Annotated in this window: 18 protein-coding genes; 11 read left to right on the top strand and 7 right to left on the bottom strand. The window is 62.3% G+C overall.

Annotated features, from left to right (window positions below; translation table 11 throughout):
• The first annotated feature begins 71 nt into the window (after nucleotides 1-71).
• Entirely contained in the window at nucleotides 72-977 is a 906-nt protein-coding gene (locus ACSBQV_RS02815) for a LysR family transcriptional regulator (protein ID WP_099782908.1), read from the top strand.
• A 29-nt stretch (nucleotides 978-1,006) separates the two neighbouring features.
• Here ACSBQV_RS02815 and blaSRT read toward each other — a convergent pair whose 3' ends face one another.
• A complete protein-coding gene (gene blaSRT / locus ACSBQV_RS02810; protein WP_099782956.1) occupies nucleotides 1,007-2,143 on the bottom strand; it encodes an SRT/SST family class C beta-lactamase in 1,137 nt (378 codons plus the stop codon).
• A gap of 206 nt (nucleotides 2,144-2,349) precedes the next feature.
• On the opposite strand from blaSRT, the gene ACSBQV_RS02805 reads away from it, so the two are divergent.
• Nucleotides 2,350-3,231 (top strand): LysR family transcriptional regulator, encoded by an 882-nt coding sequence (locus ACSBQV_RS02805; RefSeq protein ID WP_033650493.1) that lies wholly within the window; start codon nucleotides 2,350-2,352, stop codon nucleotides 3,229-3,231.
• On the opposite strand, the gene ACSBQV_RS02800 is transcribed toward ACSBQV_RS02805, so the two are convergent.
• Nucleotides 3,228-4,259 carry a Mal regulon transcriptional regulator MalI gene (locus ACSBQV_RS02800; RefSeq protein WP_033650494.1) on the bottom strand — a complete coding sequence of 344 codons (1,032 nt, stop codon included), beginning with the start codon at nucleotides 4,257-4,259 and terminating at the stop codon, nucleotides 3,228-3,230. The genes ACSBQV_RS02805 and ACSBQV_RS02800 overlap by 4 nt on opposite strands.
• A 223-nt stretch (nucleotides 4,260-4,482) precedes the next feature.
• Here ACSBQV_RS02800 and malX point away from each other — a divergent pair, with 223 nt between their 5' ends.
• Nucleotides 4,483-6,102 carry a maltose/glucose-specific PTS transporter subunit IIBC gene (gene malX / locus ACSBQV_RS02795; RefSeq protein ID WP_099782906.1) on the top strand — a complete coding sequence of 540 codons (1,620 nt, stop codon included), beginning with the start codon at nucleotides 4,483-4,485 and terminating at the stop codon, nucleotides 6,100-6,102.
• Nucleotides 6,095-7,276: a MalY/PatB family protein gene (locus tag ACSBQV_RS02790; RefSeq protein WP_099782904.1), complete on the top strand. Its 1,182-nt coding sequence runs from the start codon at nucleotides 6,095-6,097 to the stop codon at nucleotides 7,274-7,276. The genes malX and ACSBQV_RS02790 overlap by 8 nt, the downstream gene beginning before the upstream one ends.
• A 32-nt stretch (nucleotides 7,277-7,308) precedes the next feature.
• Here ACSBQV_RS02790 and ACSBQV_RS02785 read toward each other — a convergent pair whose 3' ends face one another.
• Both ACSBQV_RS02785 and ACSBQV_RS02780 read right to left on the bottom strand, forming a co-directional pair.
• A complete protein-coding gene (locus ACSBQV_RS02785) occupies nucleotides 7,309-7,677 on the bottom strand; it encodes a hypothetical protein (protein ID WP_033640470.1) in 369 nt (122 codons plus the stop codon).
• The gene (locus tag ACSBQV_RS02780) at nucleotides 7,674-8,270 is read right to left on the bottom strand and encodes an NUDIX domain-containing protein (protein ID WP_033642958.1); all 597 of its coding nucleotides are present in this window, start codon (nucleotides 8,268-8,270) and stop codon (nucleotides 7,674-7,676) included. The genes ACSBQV_RS02785 and ACSBQV_RS02780 overlap by 4 nt, the downstream gene beginning before the upstream one ends.
• Nucleotides 8,271-8,366: 96 nt before the next feature.
• Between ACSBQV_RS02780 and ACSBQV_RS02775 the strand changes: the two genes are divergently transcribed.
• The 3 genes from ACSBQV_RS02775 to ACSBQV_RS02765 all read left to right on the top strand — a co-directional run bounded on the left by ACSBQV_RS02775 (nucleotide 8,367) and on the right by ACSBQV_RS02765 (nucleotide 10,920).
• Nucleotides 8,367-9,122: a DeoR/GlpR family DNA-binding transcription regulator gene (locus tag ACSBQV_RS02775; RefSeq protein WP_042784408.1), complete on the top strand. Its 756-nt coding sequence runs from the start codon at nucleotides 8,367-8,369 to the stop codon at nucleotides 9,120-9,122.
• A 135-nt stretch (nucleotides 9,123-9,257) separates the two neighbouring features.
• Nucleotides 9,258-10,256, top strand: coding sequence for an adenosine deaminase (gene add, locus ACSBQV_RS02770; protein WP_016927887.1), 999 nt, complete (start codon nucleotides 9,258-9,260; stop codon nucleotides 10,254-10,256).
• A 118-nt stretch (nucleotides 10,257-10,374) separates the two neighbouring features.
• On the top strand, nucleotides 10,375-10,920 hold the full coding sequence (locus ACSBQV_RS02765) for an AAA family ATPase (RefSeq protein ID WP_099782902.1): 546 nt from the start codon (nucleotides 10,375-10,377) through the stop codon (nucleotides 10,918-10,920).
• A gap of 11 nt (nucleotides 10,921-10,931) precedes the next feature.
• Here the strand turns inward: ACSBQV_RS02765 and ACSBQV_RS02760 are convergent, their stop codons facing one another.
• Together ACSBQV_RS02760 and ACSBQV_RS02755 are read right to left on the bottom strand one after the other, a co-directional pair.
• Nucleotides 10,932-11,936: a bile acid:sodium symporter family protein gene (locus ACSBQV_RS02760; RefSeq protein ID WP_033640474.1), complete on the bottom strand. Its 1,005-nt coding sequence runs from the start codon at nucleotides 11,934-11,936 to the stop codon at nucleotides 10,932-10,934.
• Between the two features lie 73 nt (nucleotides 11,937-12,009).
• On the bottom strand, nucleotides 12,010-13,050 hold the full coding sequence (locus ACSBQV_RS02755) for an oxidoreductase (RefSeq protein WP_033650498.1): 1,041 nt from the start codon (nucleotides 13,048-13,050) through the stop codon (nucleotides 12,010-12,012).
• Between the two features lie 224 nt (nucleotides 13,051-13,274).
• Between ACSBQV_RS02755 and ACSBQV_RS02750 the strand changes: the two genes are divergently transcribed.
• The 4 genes from ACSBQV_RS02750 to rsxC all read left to right on the top strand — a co-directional run bounded on the left by ACSBQV_RS02750 (nucleotide 13,275) and on the right by rsxC (nucleotide 17,309).
• Nucleotides 13,275-13,715, top strand: a complete 441-nt coding sequence (locus ACSBQV_RS02750; RefSeq protein ID WP_004938446.1) for a DUF2569 domain-containing protein — start codon at nucleotides 13,275-13,277, stop codon at nucleotides 13,713-13,715.
• Nucleotides 13,716-13,850: 135 nt separating this feature from the next.
• On the top strand, nucleotides 13,851-14,432 hold the full coding sequence (gene rsxA / locus ACSBQV_RS02745) for an electron transport complex subunit RsxA (protein ID WP_004938443.1): 582 nt from the start codon (nucleotides 13,851-13,853) through the stop codon (nucleotides 14,430-14,432).
• A complete protein-coding gene (rsxB, locus tag ACSBQV_RS02740) occupies nucleotides 14,432-15,004 on the top strand; it encodes an electron transport complex subunit RsxB (RefSeq protein WP_004938428.1) in 573 nt (190 codons plus the stop codon). The genes rsxA and rsxB overlap by 1 nt, the downstream gene beginning before the upstream one ends.
• Entirely contained in the window at nucleotides 14,997-17,309 is a 2,313-nt protein-coding gene (rsxC, locus tag ACSBQV_RS02735; protein WP_099789549.1) for an electron transport complex subunit RsxC, read from the top strand. Before rsxB ends, rsxC begins: the two co-directional genes overlap by 8 nt.
• Nucleotides 17,310-17,342: 33 nt before the next feature.
• Here rsxC and ACSBQV_RS02730 read toward each other — a convergent pair whose 3' ends face one another.
• Nucleotides 17,343-18,236, bottom strand: a complete 894-nt coding sequence (locus ACSBQV_RS02730) for a helix-turn-helix domain-containing protein (protein WP_033642950.1) — start codon at nucleotides 18,234-18,236, stop codon at nucleotides 17,343-17,345.
• Nucleotides 18,237-18,282 lie beyond the last annotated feature (46 nt).

Genomic DNA, 18,282 nt, shown 5'->3' with positions numbered 1-18,282 from the left:
AGTCTAAAACGTTCGTCATAAATTAAAATAAGGCATAATTTAATGAATCATTAAGCACAGGTTATTGATAGATGAGTTCACTCCTGCAGCTGCTGCCCTATTTCGAAGCCGTCGCGCGGCTGGGCAACTTCACCCGCGCGGCCAACCAACTGGGCGTCACGCCGCCGGCGGTGTCGCAAAACATTCAGGCGCTGGAGAATCAGCTGGGGATGCGCTTATTCCACCGCACCAGCCGCTCGGTGCGCCTCAGCGACGAGGGCCGACTGTTTTACCAGAAGGTCTCGCCGGCGATGAACCAGATCGACGTGGCGGCGGACGACGTGCGCGCCCTGGGCGCGCAGCCGGCGGGCCTGCTGCGCATCACGTTGCCGCAGTTGGCCGCTTCGCTGCTGGTGATGCCGCACCTGGCGGAGTTTCAGCGGCGCTATCCCGAAGTGCAGCTGGAGCTGTTTACCGAAGACCGCTTTTCCGATCTGGTGCTGGGCAGTTTCGATGCCGGCATTCGCATGCACGCCATGCTGCAAAAGGACATGATCGCCGTGCCGATCGACAACGGCCAGCGCCGGGTGCTGGTCGCCTCACCCGATTATCTGACGCGTTGCGGCGCGCCGGCCACGCCGGACGATCTGCTCGCGCACCATTGCCTGCGCTACCGTTTTCCCGGCAGCGGCAAATTGGAGCCCTGGTATTTCAGTCGGCACGGCGATGAGCGGGCGCTGGACGTCAGCGGCAGTTTGATCTTTAACGAAGATCGGCTGATCAAGGATGCGGCGTTGGCGGGCCTGGGGATCGCGCAACGTTTTCAGGGCACGGTGGTGCAGGAACTGGCGCAGGGCGATCTGGTGGAAGTGCTGCCGGAGTATGCCAGCGAGGCATCGGGATTTTTCATCTACTTTCCCGCCGGCAGGCATCTGCCGCTCAAGCTGCGCGCCTTTATCGATTTCATGCGCGAGCGGCGAGAGCGACAGCACCGGTAACAGGGGCGCCCCGACGGCGCCCCCCACGATCAGCGCTTATCCAGCGCTTGCACGATGCGGTAAGCCGCCTCGACCCGATCGTCGTTCGGGAACCATTTGTTGGCCAGCATCACCACGGCGATATTTTTCGCCGGGATAAACACCGCGTAGGTGGAGAAACCGCCGGTCGAACCGGTTTTATTATACCAACCGGCGCGCAGCTCCGGCTGCGGCGGCGTGATGGCGGTGGCCGGCGTGCCGTTCATTATCATCCCGGCGTTGTTGCCCTCGATCAGCCGCGACAGTTTTACCGGGTACGGGTAGTTCTCCCACATCAGATCCTGCGTGAACACGCCCGCTTTGTAATAGCCGACGTGCGTGGCGGCCAGCGCCTCGCGCCACGGCTGCGCGACCTTCGCCTGCTGCAGGTTGGCGTCCAGGTAACGAATCAGATCGCGGGCGTTGGATTTGATGCCGTAAGATTCGGCGTCCAGCGGGCCGGGATTGACGCGCACCGGCTTATCGTCCTTGTTATAACCCTGGGCATAGTTGGCCATCTGCGCCGCCGGCACCTGAATGTAGGTGTGGCTCATGCCCAGCGCCGGCAGCATGCCCTGCTCCATGGCCTGGATAAACGGCCGATCGAGGCTCTTGGCGGCGATCATGCCCAGCATGCCGATGCCGAGGTTGGAATAGACGCGGTAGCTGCCCGCCGGGTGCTTCGGCTGCCAGGCCCGGTAGTAAGCCATCAGTTGGGCGTTGTCGGTCACGTCGTCCGGCACGAACAGCGGCAGGCCGGATGTGTGGGTCGCCAGATTCAGCAGGCTGACGCCGTCGAAGGCGCTGCCGCGCAGCTCAGGCAGATAATGGCTGGCCGGATCGCTGAACGACAGCTTGCCCTGCTGCTGCGCATAGACCGCCAGCGTCGCGGTGAAGGTTTTGCTCAGCGACCCCACTTCGAACAGCGTCTGCTCGGTGATCGGTTTGCCGGTCTGTTTCGAGGCGACGCCATACGGGTAAATCTGCTGTTTGCCATCGACCGATACGGCGATCGCCATGCCCGGCACGCCGTATTTTTTCATCAGCGGCTGAATAACGGCGTTGATATCCTGCTGCTGCGCGGCGTGCGCGGTCGGCAAGATCAGTGCGGCGATCATCGCGGCCGCCAGGCGGTTCATTTTCGTCATGATAGAGGCTCTTCGGTTGCAGGGCATCGGCCGCGGCCAAAAGTTTTTATTGGCGTTGCGCACGGCGCACTCCCTGATGGATGATGTCATTCCTTTACGGGCTCCGCCAATCTTGCGGCAGCCGCGCCAAATATCGGTTTTTGCCGCCGGGTTGACAAGCGATAATAATTTCAGCCAGCATAAAGAAAAACTTATGGCTATCAACAATGCGCAACCGACTTCCCCTCAACGCTCTGCGGGCGTTCGAATCCTCCGCCCGCCACCTGAACTTCACCCGCGCCGGTCTGGAGCTGCGCGTCACTCAGGCCGCCGTCAGCCAGCAGGTGCGCATGCTGGAAGAACAGCTGGGCATTCAGCTGTTCCGCCGCCTGCCGCGCGGGTTGGATCTGACCGAAGAGGGCCAGGCGCTGCTGCCGGTGTTGAGTGACGCTTTCGATCGCATCGAGGCGGTGTTGCAGCAGTTCGAAGGCGGGCATTTCCACGAAGTGCTGACGGTGGCGGTGGTCGGCACCTTCGCGGTCGGCTGGCTGATGCCGCGGCTGGCGGCGTTCCGCGCGGCGCATCCGTTCATCGATCTGCGGGTGCTGACCCACAACAACCTGGTCAATCTGTCGGCCGACGGCATGGATTTCGCCATCCGTTTCGGCGAAGGTTTATGGCCCGCCACCCGCAATATCAAGCTGTTCGACGCGCCGCTGACGGTGCTCTGCTCGCCGGCGGTCGCCGCGCGGCTGCATACGCCGCAGGATCTGCAGCACGAACTGCTGATGCGCACTTACCGCCAGGATGAATGGGAACGCTGGTTCACGGCTGCGCAGGTGACGCCGTGGCGAATCAACGGCCCGGTGTTCGACTCATCGAGGCTGATGGTGGAAGGCGCGCTCCAGTGCGACGGCGTGGCGCTGGCGCCGGTCAGCATGTTCCGCCGCGAACTGGCCGCCGGCGCGCTGCAGCGGCCGTTCGCCGCCGAGGCCGCGCTCGGCGCCTACTGGCTGACCCATTTGAAATCGCGGGATCTGACGCCGGCGATGAAGGCTTTTATCGGCTGGATTTGCCGCGAAGCGGAAGAGGAACAGCGGCGGGACTAAGCGGAGCCGCGCCGGATCAGCGTCGGCGGCAAAATGACGTTCTGCGCCGGCAGATCGGCGTCATTGATGCGCTGCAGCAGGCGCGCGGCGGCGCTGCGCCCCACTTCCCGCGCCGAGCTGGAGACAAAGGTCAGCGGCGGTTCGGTCAGCTCGGCCTCCGGCACGTCGCCGAAACCGATCAGCGCCACCTGCCGGCCGTAGTAGGCGTCGACCCCGTCCGAACCGATGCTGCGGCCGCTGCGCGTCAGGCCAAAATAGGCGCCAAGCGCCACCGAAGCCTTGTGGCAAACGACAGCGGTGATATTCGGATAGTGGCGCAGCAGCTGTTCCGCCGCTTCCGCCGCCTCACGCTGCCGGCAATCGCACTCGACGATCCATTCGCTGCGAAACGGCAGGCCGTACTGCAACAGCGTGGCGCAAAATCCGCCCAACCTTTCGGCGCGCGTCAACGAGTCGCTCTGGCCGCCGAGATAAGCAATCTGGCTGTGGCCGCGTTTGATCAAAAATTCGGTGGCCAGCTTGGCGGCCTGCATATTGTCCGGCCGCACCACGTCCACGCCCTCGAGACCGCTGGAGCGCGCCACGCACACCAGCGGCACGCCCTGCTCGGCCGCCTTTTCCTTCAGCCCGGCCGCCGCGCGGATGCCGCCCGCCAGCACGATGCCGTCGACGCCCTGCGCCAGCAGCGCGTCAAACGCCCGCTGCAGCCCCTGACCATCGCGCCCGCTCTGGGTTAAAAACAGCAGTTTGTCGTGCGCCTCCAGCGCTTCGCTCAGCCCGGCGGTCATTTCGGCATAGAAAGGTTCGCAAATGTCGCGCAGGATCAAGCCGATTACCCCGGATTCGCCGCCGCGCAGCGTCGCCGCCTGGCGATTGCGCACGTAGCCCAGCTGCTCTATCGCCTGATTGACCTTCTCGACGGTGGTCGGCGAAATCCGCCCCTTGCCGCTCAATACCAGAGAAACCGTGGTGACCGAAACGCCCGCCTGTTGCGCCACATCGGTAATGGTGATCTTTTTGATGCTCATAGTCTCTGCGAACCCGTTCCTGGGCAACCCGCGCCGTAGTGATCAAGGGTATACCGAATCCGTCAACGCAGTAAAACGTTTTACTGCCCGCCGCATTGTCGCCAAAAACCGCGCGACAGATTTGTGATTGGCGGCGCATTTTTGCTAGGTAAAACGTTTTATCTTCTTTTTACCTAATCAGAGGCCCCCTTTTTGCTCGTCTTTTCGCCAGGAGAAGTCGGTTATGTCAGCAGCCAACAAACCCAAAATCACCCTCTGGGAGTTCTTCCAGAGCCTGGGCAAAACCTTCATGTTGCCCGTCGCCTTGCTCTCTTTCTGCGGCATCATGCTGGGGATCGGCAGCTCGCTGAGCAGCCGCGATGTGATCACCCTGATGCCGTTTATCGGCCATCCGATCTTCCAGCTGATCTTCACCTGGATGAGCAAGATAGGCTCCTTCGCCTTCAGCTTCCTGCCGGTGATGTTCGCCATCGCCATTCCGCTGGGCATGGCGCGCGACAACAAGGGCGTCGCCGCCTTCTCCGGCTTCGTCGGCTTCGCCGTGCTGAATCTGGCCACCAACTTCTACCTGACCGCCGCCGGCGTGCTGCCCACCAGCGATCCGTTAGTGCTGAAGGCCAACAACATCCAAAACATTCTCGGCATTCAGTCGATCGACACCGGCATCCTCGGCGCAGTGATCGTCGGCATCATCGTGTATCTGCTGCATGAACGTTTCCATACCATCCGGCTGCCGGATGCGCTGGCCTTCTTCGGCGGCACCCGTTTCGTGCCGATAGTCACCACCGTGACGCTGGGCCTGTGCGGCCTGCTCATCCCCGTGATCTGGCCATGGTTCGCCGCCGGCATCAACGGCCTGGGGCGCATGATCAATGGCGCCGGCATTTTCGGGCCGATGATTTTCGGCACCGGCGAACGCCTGCTGTTGCCGTTCGGTCTGCATCACATACTGGTGGCGCTGATCCGCTTTACCGAGGCGGGCGGCACGATGGAGGTGTGCGGCCACAGCGTCAGCGGCGCCCTGACCATCTTCCAGGCGCAGCTCTCCTGCCCGACCACCACCGGTTTCGCCGAAAGCGCCACCCGCTTCCTGTCGCAGGGTAAAATGCCGGCGTTCCTCGGTGGCCTGCCGGGCGCGGCGCTGGCGATGTACCACTGCGCCAAACCGGAGAACCGCCATAAAATCAAGGGGCTGTTGATTTCCGGCGTGGTGGCCTGCGTCGTCGGCGGCACCACCGAGCCGATCGAGTTTCTGTTTCTGTTCGTCGCGCCGTTCCTTTATCTGATCCATGCGCTGCTCACCGGGTTGGGCTTTACCGTCATGGCGCTGCTGGGCGTGACCATCGGCAACACCGACGGCAATATTATCGACTTCGTGGTGTTCGGCATTCTGCACGGCACCGCCACCAAGTGGTATCTGGTGCCGGTGGTGGCCGCCGTCTGGTTCGTCGGCTATTACGCCATTTTCCGCTTCGCCATCCGGCGCTTTAACATCAAAACGCCGGGCCGTGAGAGCGACGGTGCGGTCACCCCAAACGCGCCGAGCGGCGCGGCGGGCAAATCCGGCTACAATGTGCCGGCGATTTTGGCGGCGCTCGGCGGCCCGGACAACATCATTACGCTGGACAACTGCATCACCCGCCTGCGCCTGTCGGTCAACGACATGAGCCAGGTGGACGACGCGGCGCTGAAGGCCAACCGCGCCATCGGCGTGGTGCATCTCAACGATCATAATCTGCAGGTAGTGATCGGCCCGCAGGTGCAATCGGTGAAGGATGAATTAGACTCACTGATAGCCACGGCGCGCCCTGCCGCGGCGCTGCAGGGAGCCACCCATGTTTGATTTCTCTACCCCGATCGACCGCCACGGCACCTGGTGCACCCAGTGGGATTACATCGCCGATCGCTTCGGCAGCGCCGACCTGCTGCCGTTCACCATCTCCGATATGGATTTCGCCACCGCGCCGTGCATTCTCGAGGCGCTGCAACAGCGCCTGCAGCACGGCGTGCTGGGCTACAGCCGTTGGCAGCATGAGGATTTTCTCGGCGCGCTGCGCCACTGGTATCAGCAACGTTTCAACACCGCTATCGACACAGCAACGGCGGTGTACGGCCCTTCCGTTATCTACATGGCGGCGCAGCTGATCCGCCAATGGTCCGTGCCGGGCGACTACGTGGTGACCCATACCCCGGCCTACGACGCCTTCTATAAGGTGATCCTCGCCAACCAGCGCCAGCTGCTGGCCTGCCCGCTGCACAAGGCCGCAGATGACTGGCGCTGCGACATGGCGCACCTCGAAGCGCTGCTGGCGCGGCCGCAGACCAAGATCCTGCTGCTGTGCAGCCCGCATAATCCCACCGGCAAAGTGTGGCGCCGCGAAGAGCTGCAGCAGATGGCCGAACTGTGCGAACGCCACGACGTGAGGGTGATCAGCGATGAAATCCACATGGACATGGTATGGGGCGAACACCGCCATACGCCCTGGAGCCAGGTGGCGACCGGCCCCTGGGCCTTACTGACCTCCGGCTCCAAGAGTTTTAACATTCCGGCGTTAACCGGCGCCTACGGCTTTATCAGCGACGACGCCAGCCGCGAAGCCTATTTCCAGCAGCTCAAAGCCCGCGATGGCCTCTCCTCGCCGGCGGTGCTGGCGGTGGCGGCGCACGTAGCCGCCTATCGGCGCGGTGAACCCTGGCTGGACGCCCTGCGCGACTATCTGCAGGATAACCTGACCTACGTCGCCGAACGGCTGGCGGAGGCGTTTCCCGCGCTGGGCTGGCGCCCGCCGCAAGCCACCTATCTGGCCTGGATCGATCTGCGGCCGCTGGCCGTGGACGATCGGGCGCTGCAGCAGGTGCTTATCGAGCGTGAAAAGGTGGCGATCATGCCGGGCTTTACCTACGGCGAAGAAGGCCGCGGGTTCCTGCGCCTCAACGTCGGCTGCCCGCGCAGCAAGCTGGAAGCCGGCATGGACAAGCTGATCGCCGGGTTGAAGTTTGTGCTGGACGAGAAATAACGCGAGGGGGCGAGCCTCTGCCCGCCCCTCGGTTACGCCTGAACAGACGGAATTTCCTCCAGATGACGATAGACCGTCAATCCCCATTCGTTAGCCAACCGCACGTCGTTATCGGCCCCCGCAGACGCCCCTTCGATGCGATACACCGCCTGACACTGCGCAATCAATCGGTGAGCCACCGGGTAAAGAAACGCCTCGCTGACCGCATCGCCAACCTGAGTGGAACCGGCCGCGGCCGCCAAAGGCAGCGCCAGCCATTCGCCGATCACCGGCACGTGCCCCCGCTGGTAAACCGCCAGCGCCGCCTGTTCGAGGCGCGCCAGATTGGCGGCGATACGCTGCGGATCGCCATCGGTGCCGCTGCGATAAGGGCCGGCGATCAAGATTTGTTGGGCTTTCATCGTTGTTCCTCCAACGTCCGATTTAATGCGACAAACTGCAGCAGCATGATGGTTTTGGCGTCAACGATCGTACCCTGACGAACCGCCTGCAGGGCCTGCGCCAGCGGCAGCTCGATCACCTCCAAATCTTCCCCCTCCGCCGCCAGCCCGCCGCCCTCGTTGAGGCGGTCGCCCGCCTGATATTCGCCGACGAAAAAGTGCAGCTTTTCGGTGACCGAGCCAGGGCTCATGTACGCCTCAAACACTTTCTCCACGTTCTGCACGAAATAGCCGGTTTCCTCTTCAACTTCGGCGCGGATGCGCGCCTCCGGCGACGCGTCGTCCAACAGCCCGGCGGCGGCCTCAATCAGCATGCCGTCATGACCGTTGACGAACACCGGAAAGCGGAACTGGCGCGTCAGGATCACCGTTTGCGCCTGCCGGTTGAACAGTAAAATGGTGGCGCCGTCGCCGCGATCGTAAGTCTCACGGCTCTGCCTTTGCCAGACGCCGTCGCGCCGCAGAAAATCAAAGGTGGTTTTTTTCAGCAGGTACCAGTCATCGGACAACACCCGGGTTTCGACAATACGAACCCTGTCTTTGGTGGCTATCATCGGTTTACTCCGCCAGAGGAAGGAAATTGATACTATCGTGCAATTTCGTGTATGATCAAGATATTTCGTGCATAGGAAATTTGAGAGGAAATGGCCATGTTGACCAGCCAACGCAAGAAGATCATTTTGGAAAAACTGGCCCAGGAGGGTCAGGTCTTGGCCAAACAGCTCAGCGAGATGTTCGGGCTGTCGGAAGATACGGTCCGGCGCGATCTGCGTGAACTGGACGCCGAGGGGTTGCTGCAACGGGTGCATGGCGGCGCCCTGCCGGTTTCTTCCGCCATCGCCAGCTTCGCCGAACGCAATCAGTTGGAATCCGGCGCCAAACGCGCGATCGCCAAAGCGGCGGCGGCGCTGATCGCCCCCGGCCAGGTGGTGATCATCGACGGCGGCACCACCTCCGCAGAGCTGGTCAGGCAACTGCCGGCCAACCTCAACGCCACCATCGTCACCCACAGCCCCAGCGTCGCCGTGGGCTTGGTCGATCACCCCACCGTCGAGGTGATCCTGATCGGCGGCCGACTGTATAAGCATTCGATCGTCAGCGTCGGTGCCGCCGCCGTAGAAGCGATGTCGCATATCCGCGCCGATATTTATTTCATGGGCGTGACCGGCGTGCACCCCACCGCAGGGCTGAGCACCGGCGATCTGGAAGAAGCCTACATCAAGCGCGCGCTGGCGGCCCGTGCGGCGGAAACCGTGGTGCTGGCTTCCGCCGCCAAGCTTAATGCCGCCTCGCAGTATGCGATCGGCGATATTACGCTGGCGCACACCATCATCGTTGAGCGGGCTACCGATGACGCGCTGATCGCGCCGTTGCAGCAGGCGGGGGTCAGCGTGTTGAAAGCCTGATTCACGACGATAATGCGATATATCGCGCATTATTTGTGACTCACATCACTTTTTTATGCAACGCAATGGCAAGTTTCATCCATTTGTTTTTATACTGTTCTGCACTTTACCTACGATAATTAGCGAGTGCCCAGCATGATCGATCCCCGCCTACCGCTTACCGACATTCACCGCCATCTCGACGGCAACATCCGCGCGCAGACCATTCTCGACCTCGGCCGCCAGTTCAATCTCGCCCTGCCGGCCAACGATTTGGAGAGCCTGCGCCCGCACGTGCAGATCACCCATGCCGAACCGGATCTGGTCAGCTTCCTGCAGAAACTGGACTGGGGCGTGGCGGTGCTGGGCGATCTGGACGCCTGCCGCCGGGTGGCATACGAAAACGTCGAGGACGCCGCCAACGCCGGCCTGCATTATGCCGAACTGCGTTTCTCCCCTTACTACATGGCGATGAAGCATCAACTGCCGGTCGCCGGCGTGGTGGAAGCGGTGATCGACGGGATCCGTTCGGGCTGCCGCGATCGTGACATCGACATTCGCCTGATCGGCATCATGAGCCGCACCTTCGGCGAGGCCGCCTGTCTGCAGGAACTGGAAGGATTGCTGGCGCACCGCGACGGCATTACCGCGCTGGATTTGGCGGGCGATGAGCTGGGCTTCCCCGGCAGCCTGTTCCTCAGCCACTTCAACCGCGCCCGCGACGCCGGCCTACGCATCACCGTGCACGCGGGCGAAGCCGCCGGCCCGGAAAGCATCTGGCAGGCGATCCGCGAGCTGGGCGCCGAACGTATCGGCCACGGGGTGAAAGCGGTCGAAGATCCGGCGCTGATGGACTTCCTGGCGGAACACGGCATCGGCATCGAATCCTGCCTGACCTCCAACATCCAGACCAGCACCGTGCCGTCTCTGGCGCAGCATCCGCTGGCCACCTTCCTGCGCCACGGCGTGCTGGCGTCGATCAACACCGACGATCCGGCGGTTCAGGGCATCGAGATCGAGCATGAATACCGCGTCGCCGCGCCGCAGGCCGGGCTGACGCCGGAAGAAATCCGCACCGCGCAGGAAAACGGCCTGAAGCTGGCTTTCCTCAGCGAGCAGGAAAAACAGGCGCTGCGCGCCAAAGTTCAGGGCTAAATCCCCCCCAGGCGCCAAACGGCGCCTTCTTCTCATCCCTCTCCCCGCCGTCTTCTTCCGACTGCTCGTCTTTATCGCTTTGTTACCCCATGACCCTGCTGCAAGAGAGGAATTTCGCATGTCTGACAAAACACGCCGCATCGTGCTGAGCGGCGGCCCCGGCTCGGGCAAAAGCACGCTCATCGACGTTCTTCATCGCCGCGGCTTTCCACACTCGCAGGAGGCCGGCCGGGCGATTATTCAGGATCAGGTGAGTATCGGCGGCCATGCGCTGCCGTGGGGCGATCGCCAGGCCTTCGCCGAGCGGATGCTCGATTGGGAACTGCGCTCATGGCGCGAAGCGACGGGCGCAACATGCTGGTTCTTCGATCGCGGGCTGCCGGATATCGCCGGGTATCTCACGCTGTGCGGACTGCCGATCCCCGCGCATTTGACGGCGGCGATCGGCGTCTTTCGCTATGCCGAAAGGGTGTTCATCGCCCCGCCGTGGCAAGCGATCTACGCGCAGGACAGCGAAAGAAAACAATCTTTCGCCGAAGCCGAGCTGACCTATCGGGCGATGGTGGCCGTCTATCGCCGCTATGGCTATCAGCTGCAAGAACTGCCGCGCGCCTCACCGGACGAGCGCGCCGACTTTCTGCTCGACGCGCTGGGCCGCCGTTAGCGGCCTGCGGCCTATTTGGCCGCCAGCGCCTCCGCCTCGGCCCGCTGTTTAGCGGTTTTACGCGCATAGCGCTGCGCCAGCACCGCGCACACCATCAGCTGAACCTGGTGGAAAATCATCAGCGGCAGCACCATGGCGCCCACCGCCGCGGCCGGGAACAGCACGTTGGCCATCGGGATGCCGTTCGCCAGGCTCTTTTTCGAACCGCAGAAGACGATGGTAATTTCATCGGCGGTGTTAAAGCCTAGCCAGCGCGCCGCGTAGGTGTTGATCACCAGCACCACCGTCAGCAGCACCAGCGACATCACCAGGATGGTCAGCAGCGACCAGCCGTCGATGCGATGCCAAATCCCTTCCACCACCGCCGCGCTGAACGCGGTATACACCACCAGCAGGATCGACGAACGGTCGGTCAGATTGATCAATTTGCGATGGCGATCGATCCACTTGCCGATCAATGGCCGCGCCAGGTGACCGATCACGAACGGCACCATCAATTGCAAAATGATTGAACCGATGGCGTGCAGCACGTCGGTATTACCGCCCTGAGTATGCATCAACGCCCCCACCAGCAGCGGCGACAGGAACACGCCGAGAATGCTCGACGCCGAGGCGCTGCAGATCGCCGCCGCCACGTTACCGCCCGCCGCCGACGTAAAGGCGATGGCCGACTGCACCGTGGCCGGTAGCGCGCACAGATAGAGGAAGCCGAGATAGACCGTCGGCGTCATGATGCCCGGCACCAACAGGTTCATCGCCAGCCCGAGCAGCGGGAACAGCGCAAAGGTGCTGAGGAACACCAGCAGATGCAGCTTCCAGTGACTCATGCCGGCGATGATCGCCTCGCGCGACAGCTTGGCGCCGTGCATAAAGAACAGCAGCGCGATGGCGGCGGTGGTCAGGTGTTCAAAGAAGGTTTTCCAGATGCCTTCGCAGGGGAACAGCGAGGCGACGATCACCACCAAAATCAGAACCAGCAAAAATTTATCAATGCGCAAACGCTGCAACCAGGACATGAAACGGATTTCCTTGCACGTAGAGTCGTAAAAAGGCCCGACGTTGCGCCGGGCCACAGAAAAGTGGGCGGGATCAGACCACCGGCAGCGCCTGCTGCAGCCGGGCCGATTCCAGCCCCAGTTCGATCAATGCCATCACCGCGATGGCGTCGGCGGCCGGCACCGGATTTTCGCCTATGCCGGCAATCGCGTCGCGCACCGCCGCGTAATAAGCCGGGTAGTTGCCGGGAATATTGAGCAGCGGCTGTTCCGCCAGCAGGTCGCCGCGTGACAGCGTCACCACACCCTCGCGCATGTCATAGCCCCAGTCGGCCTGCGGCAAGCGTTCGCCGGCCTTCAGCCGGTCTTCTTGCGGATCCAGGCCGTATTTGACATAGCTGCCGCGAGTGCCGTGCACCACATAGCGCGGGCTCTCCGCCGCCGCCAGCATGCTGGCGTGCAGCACCACACGGCGATCGCCATAGCTCAGCAGCGCGTGGAAATAGTCCACCGCCTGCGCCCCCGGCCGCAGCTCACCCAAATCGACAAACAGCCGCTCGGGTTTGCCGAAGAGTTGCAGCGCCTGATCGAGCAGATGCGGCCCCAAGTCGAACCAGATGCCGCTGCCGACGCCGCCCTGTTCGCGCCAGCGCTGACGCACCTGTGGCCGGTAACGATCAAAGTGCGACTCGAAGTACACCACCTCGCCCAGCGAACCGTCGTTCAGCAGCGCTTTGAGGGTCAGGAAATCGCTGTCCCAGCGACGGTTGTGGAACACCGACAACAGCAAACCGCTCTGCTGCGCCTGTTGCTGCAGCGCTTGAGCTTGTGACAATGTCACGGTAAACGGTTTGTCCACGACCACGTGCTTGCCGGCGGCCAGCGCCTGTTGCGCCAGCGGGAAATGGGTATCGTTGGGGGTAGGAATCACGATCAGATCGAGGGCCGGATCGGCGAACAGCGCCTGCGCATCGCCCACCACCGTCATCGACGGCCAGTCCGCGCGCACTTTGCCGGCATCGCTGCTGGAAACGGCGGCCAGCTCCAGCCCGGGCGTACCGGCGATCAGCGGCGCATGAAAGGTTTTGCCGGCGTAGCCGTAACCGACCAGCCCGACACGAATTTTCTCAGCCATGGGATTTCCTCTTGCAGGCTCACGACAGACCCTTTCGATTTGACACCATGCGGACGGCTGGAACAAGAAGTAAATGAGATGTTAATTCGAAGCGGGGTCGGAGTAGCCAAACGTGCGGCCCGGCCCCGCGACGCCGAGCTATCCGGTTGATAGGGATGACGAAGCCGGTATTACCCGCTAAGCTATGCCGCCTGTGATCCCCGATTCAATCAGGAAGCCGTTTTATGTCTCAAGCTGAATACTCTCGTATCGGCGGTTGGTTGCTGGCCCCGTTGGCCTATCTGATCGTCACCCTGCTCAGCGCCAGCCTGATGCTGCTCCTGTACGCCATGGCGATCTTCATGCCCGAGTCGCGCGACTATCTGTTGACCAACGCCCAGGCATTTACCCTGCAGTGGTACTTTTCGGTGCTGACCACGCTCTTGATGTGGGGCTTCACCCTGTGGCTGGTGTTTTTGTTTTGCCAGCGGTCGCAGCGCTTCCCCAAGCTGTTCTTGTTATGGCTGCTGATCACGGTGATCCTGGCGGTGAAAGCCTTCGCCTTCGCGCCGGTGCCGGATGAAGTGGCGGTGCGCAGCCTCGGCTGGCCGCTGCTGATGGCGGCGCTGCTGGTGCCTTACATCAAGCGTTCGCAGCGGGTCAAAGGGACCTTTACCGAACGTTAAAGGCGATTGCAGCACGTTTTATTGGGTGATTTGTGTAAATTTTCACCAAAAAAGGCAATACCCCTGCGATTCATATGTTGTCGTCCGGCCGCCGATTCCCGATAATAGGCGGCTTTTATTTTTTTAGGCATCGCAATGACCGAATACCTGCTCCTGTTTGTCGGCACCGTACTGGTGAACAACTTCGTTCTGGTGAAGTTTCTTGGCCTGTGCCCGTTCCTCGGCGTTTCCAAGAAGCTGGAAAGCGCCATCGGCATGGGAATGGCCACCACCTTCGTCATGACGCTGGCCTCCGTCAGCGCCTGGGTGATCAACACCTTTATTCTGGTTCCGCTGGACCTGGTGTACCTGCGCACGCTCTCCTTCATTTTGGTGATCGCCGTGGTGGTCCAGTTCACCGAGATGGTGGTGCGCAAGACCAGCCCGGCGCTCTACCGCCTGCTGGGCATCTTCCTGCCGCTGATCACCACCAACTGCGCGGTGCTGGGCGTGGCGTTGCTTAACGTCAACCTCGGCTATAACTTCCTGCAGTCCGCCGTTTACGGTTTCAGCGCCGCCGCCGGTTTCTCGCTGGTGATGGTGCTGTTCGCCGCCATTCGCGAACGTCTGGCGGTGGCCGACGTGCCGGCGCCGTTCCGCGGCTCCTCGATCGCACTGATCACCGCCGGGCTGATGTCGCTGGCCTTTATGGGCTTTACCGGGCTGGTGAAATTCTAATGACTGCGTTGTGGATAGCTATCGCGGCTTTGAGCGCGCTCGGGCTGCTGTTCGGACTGGTGCTGGGCTACGCCGCGCGCCGTTTTGAGGTGGAAGAGGATCCGGTCGCCGAGCAGGTCGACGCGATCTTGCCACAGAGCCAGTGCGGCCAGTGCGGCTACCCCGGCTGTCGCCCCTATGCCGAGGCGGTGGCCAACGGCGAGATGATCAATAAATGCGCGCCGGGCGGCGAACAGGTGATGCTGAAACTGGCGGAGCTGCTCAACGTGGAGCCGCAGCCGCTGGGCAGCGAAGCCGCCGCCGAGCCGGAGCGTAAAGTGGCCTATATCGACGAGGCCAACTGCATCGGCTGCACCAAGTGCATTCAGGCTTGCCCGGTTGACGCCATCGTCGGCGCCACCCGCGCGATGCATACCGTCATTACCGACCTCTGTACCGGCTGCGATCTGTGCGTCGCCCCTTGCCCTACCGACTGTATTGAAATGAGACCGGTCGCCACCACCACCGCCAACTGGAAGTGGGACATGAAGACGATCCCGGTGCAAGTGATCCACGTGGAGCAACATGCTTAATCTGTTCGCCGCCTTTAAAAAAGACCGGATCTGGGATTTCGACGGCGGGATCCATCCACCGGAAATGAAGACTCAGTCGAGCGGCGCGCCGCTGCGTGTCGCCCCTCTGCCCAAGACCTTTATCATTCCGCTGCAGCAGCATCTGGGGCCGGAAGGCGAACTGTGCATCAACGCCGGCGATCGGGTGTTGAAAGGCCAGCCGCTGACCGTCGGCCGCGGGCGCACCGTGCCGGTGCACGCCCCGACCTCGGGTACCGTTAGCGCCATCGCACCGCACATCACCGCTCACCCTTCCGGGCTGTCGGAGCTGTGCGTGATTATCGAGGCAGACGGCGAAGACCGCTGGTGCGAGCGCGAGCCGGTGGCGGATTACCGCCAATCGCCCGCCGCGGAGCTGATTCAACGTATTCATCAGGCCGGCATCGCCGGTCTGGGCGGCGCCGGTTTCCCGACCGCCAGTAAACTGCAAGGCGGCATGAGCGGCGTGGAAACGCTGATCCTAAACGCCGCCGAATGCGAGCCTTACATCACCGCCGACGATCGCCTGATGCAGGAACATGCCGATCAGATCGTTGAAGGCACGCAGATCCTGCAACACATTCTGCAGCCCAAGGTCACGCTGATCGGCATTGAAGACAACAAGCCGGAGGCGATCGCGGCGCTGAAACAGGCGTTGCGCCGCCAGTCCGGCATTGCCCTGCGCGTCGTCCCCACCAAATACCCGTCCGGCGGCGCCAAGCAGCTGACCAAGATTTTGACCGGCAAGGAAGTGCCGCACGGCAAGCACTCCTCCGCTATCGGCGTGCTGATGCAAAACGTCGGCACCGCCTTCGCCATCAAGCGGGCGATCGTCGACGGCGAACCGTTGATTGAGCGCGTGGTGACCCTGACCGGCGAGGCGGTCGAGCGCCCTGGCAACCTGTGGGCACGCATCGGCACGCCGGTGCAGCACCTGCTTGATTTCGTCGGTTTCCGTCCGCAGGCGCAGCAGATGGTGGTGATGGGCGGCCCGCTGATGGGCTTTACCCTGCCCGCGCTGAACGTGCCGATCGTCAAGATCAGCAACTGCATTCTGGCGCCGACGGTGGATGAAATGACGCCGCAGGAACCCGAGCAATCCTGCATCCGCTGCGGCCTGTGCGTGGACGCTTGCCCTGCCGGGCTGTTGCCGCAACAGCTGTACTGGTTCAGCCGCGGGCAGGAGCACGACAAGGCGCGCAACCACAACCTGTTCGATTGCATCGAATGCGGCGCCTGCGCGTTCGTCTGCCCCAGCAACATTCCGCTGGTGCAGTACTACCGGCAGGAAAAGGCCGAAATCAAGGCTATCGATTTGGAAGCGGCGCGCACCGCCGAGGCCAAGGCGCGTTACGAGGCCAAGCTGGCGCGTCTGGAGCGCGAGAAACTGGCGCGCGAAGAGCGGCACAAAAAGGCCGCCGTCAAACTGACCGACGACGATCAGGGGGCGGTACAGGCCGCACTGGCGCGCGTACGCAGCAAGAATGCCGAAGCGGCGGTTACGCCGGTCGACGGCCAGCAGCCGGACAACAGCGAGATGATCGCCGCCCGCGAAGCGCGTAAAGCGCAGGCGCGTGAACGGCGCGCCCAGTTGGCGGCCGAAGCGGAACAAGCCTCGCCGGCAACCTCAGGCGACGACGCGCGTAAGGCCGCCGTGGCCGCGGCGCTGGCCCGCGTGAAGGCGCGCAAAGAGGCACCGGCCGCAGACATCACCGCCCATGCCGCGACAGAGGACGATCCGCGTAAAGCGGCAGTCGCCGCCGCCCTGGCTCGCGTGAAGGCCAAGAAAACGGCGCAGCAGGCGGACGCTCCTGCCGAGACAGAACCGGCTCCGGCTGCCGCCGAAGAAGATCCGCGTAAAGCGGCAGTCGCCGCCGCCCTGGCTCGCGTGAAGGCCAAGAAAGCGGCGCAGCAGGCGGACGCTCCGGCCGAGACAGAACCGGCTCCGGCTACCGCCGAAGAAGATCCGCGTAAAGCGGCGGTCGCGGCGGCTATCGCCCGCGCCAAAGCCAAAAAAGCGGCGCAGCAGGCGGGCGCACCTGCCGAGACAGAACCGGCTCCAGCTTCCGCCGAAGAAGATCCGCGCAAGGCGGCGGTCGCGGCGGCTATCGCCCGCGCCAAAGCCAAGAAAGCGGCGCAGCAGGCGGACGCTCCTGCTGAGACAGCACCGGCTCCGGCTGCCGCCGAAGAAGATCCGCGCAAGGCGGCGGTCGCGGCGGCTATCGCCCGCGCCAAAGCCAAAAAAGCCGCCAGAGAATCGCTGGCGGCGGAAACGGAAGACAAATGATGACGGCGGCGCCTGGCCTACGCCGGGCGCCGTTTAATCGATAGAGATCAGATAGGTGTAGTCCACTTCAATCTGACGCAGTTTGGACTCCGGGTTCCACTCTTTGGTTTGAATGATCTCCATTTCCATACTGCCGCGCACCTTATCCTTCAGCCCCGGCATCACATGCGACACCAGATAACCGAAAAACTGCAGACACTCCTTCGCCGTGCCCTTATGGTTGATGGAGATAAACTCGCGGCTCGGCAGATGGATGGTGTCTATCTGATGATTGGAAAGAATGTCCTTTTTATGTTCAGGATCGACCGCCATCACCAGCGTGGACGACAGCTCGTCGCCTTCCCCGGCCTGCGGGCAATAAATGCTGTAAATTCGCCGGCAGTCGACGTGCAACCCCTTGAAGAAGTCATTGAAAATCTCGTCCTTCATCGCCATGCAGGACGCGTACTCCAGCTCTTGTTCGGAGGCGAAATCCAGCCGGCGCGAGAAGCCGACCAGCTGCATCTCGGGCAGCGTCAGCCGCTTCACTTCCGGATAATATCCCGCGCCGTAGCTGGCTTCGAAGTTAAAGCGCGGCATCAGGTTTTTCACGTCCCAGTGCTCCATTGAGCGGTAACGATTGGGCGTGGTGCCGAAGCGCTGCTTGAACATGCGAGTAAAGGTCTGCTGCGAGTCGAAGCCCAGCTCATCGGAGATGTCGATGATGGAGCGACGGGTGATGCGCAGCGCCACCGCGGCGCGCGTCAGGATGCGCGAACGGATATAGGTGGCGAGTTGAATGCCGGTAATACGCTTGAATTTACGCTGCAGATGCCACTTGGAATAGCCCGAAATACGCGCAACTTCATCCAGGTTTGGCCGTTTCTCCAGATGTATCTCCACCCACTCAATTAGCTCTTCAATAAAAAAAATGTCTTCATTTGTCATTATTATGGATTCACTGACTCAATAATGTTCGCGATAGTAACCTACA

The sequence above is a fragment of the Serratia sp. B501 genome, from assembly GCF_051172315.1.
Lineage (GTDB): Bacteria > Pseudomonadota > Gammaproteobacteria > Enterobacterales > Enterobacteriaceae > Serratia > Serratia ureilytica.
The sequence above is the reverse complement of the archived record's forward strand: the minus strand, read 5'-3'. Positions and strand labels throughout refer to the sequence as shown.

Coding starts and splice junctions, on each gene's coding strand:
- blaSRT (WP_099782956.1), bottom strand. CDS start 2,143: ATGACGAAAATGAACCGCCTGGCGGCCGCGATGATCGCCGCACTGATC.
- ACSBQV_RS02760 (WP_033640474.1), bottom strand. CDS start 11,936: ATGTCCTGGTTGCAGCGTTTGCGCATTGATAAATTTTTGCTGGTTCTG.
- rsxC (WP_099789549.1), top strand. CDS start 14,997: ATGCTTAATCTGTTCGCCGCCTTTAAAAAAGACCGGATCTGGGATTTC.
- ACSBQV_RS02785 (WP_033640470.1), bottom strand. CDS start 7,677: ATGAAAGCCCAACAAATCTTGATCGCCGGCCCTTATCGCAGCGGCACC.
- ACSBQV_RS02755 (WP_033650498.1), bottom strand. CDS start 13,050: ATGGCTGAGAAAATTCGTGTCGGGCTGGTCGGTTACGGCTACGCCGGC.
- rsxA (WP_004938443.1), top strand. CDS start 13,851: ATGACCGAATACCTGCTCCTGTTTGTCGGCACCGTACTGGTGAACAAC.
- malX (WP_099782906.1), top strand. CDS start 4,483: ATGTCAGCAGCCAACAAACCCAAAATCACCCTCTGGGAGTTCTTCCAG.
- ACSBQV_RS02730 (WP_033642950.1), bottom strand. CDS start 18,236: ATGACAAATGAAGACATTTTTTTTATTGAAGAGCTAATTGAGTGGGTG.
- ACSBQV_RS02815 (WP_099782908.1), top strand. CDS start 72: ATGAGTTCACTCCTGCAGCTGCTGCCCTATTTCGAAGCCGTCGCGCGG.
- ACSBQV_RS02775 (WP_042784408.1), top strand. CDS start 8,367: ATGTTGACCAGCCAACGCAAGAAGATCATTTTGGAAAAACTGGCCCAG.
- ACSBQV_RS02790 (WP_099782904.1), top strand. CDS start 6,095: ATGTTTGATTTCTCTACCCCGATCGACCGCCACGGCACCTGGTGCACC.
- ACSBQV_RS02780 (WP_033642958.1), bottom strand. CDS start 8,270: ATGATAGCCACCAAAGACAGGGTTCGTATTGTCGAAACCCGGGTGTTG.
- add (WP_016927887.1), top strand. CDS start 9,258: ATGATCGATCCCCGCCTACCGCTTACCGACATTCACCGCCATCTCGAC.
- ACSBQV_RS02750 (WP_004938446.1), top strand. CDS start 13,275: ATGTCTCAAGCTGAATACTCTCGTATCGGCGGTTGGTTGCTGGCCCCG.
- ACSBQV_RS02805 (WP_033650493.1), top strand. CDS start 2,350: ATGCGCAACCGACTTCCCCTCAACGCTCTGCGGGCGTTCGAATCCTCC.
- rsxB (WP_004938428.1), top strand. CDS start 14,432: ATGACTGCGTTGTGGATAGCTATCGCGGCTTTGAGCGCGCTCGGGCTG.
- ACSBQV_RS02800 (WP_033650494.1), bottom strand. CDS start 4,259: ATGAGCATCAAAAAGATCACCATTACCGATGTGGCGCAACAGGCGGGC.
- ACSBQV_RS02765 (WP_099782902.1), top strand. CDS start 10,375: ATGTCTGACAAAACACGCCGCATCGTGCTGAGCGGCGGCCCCGGCTCG.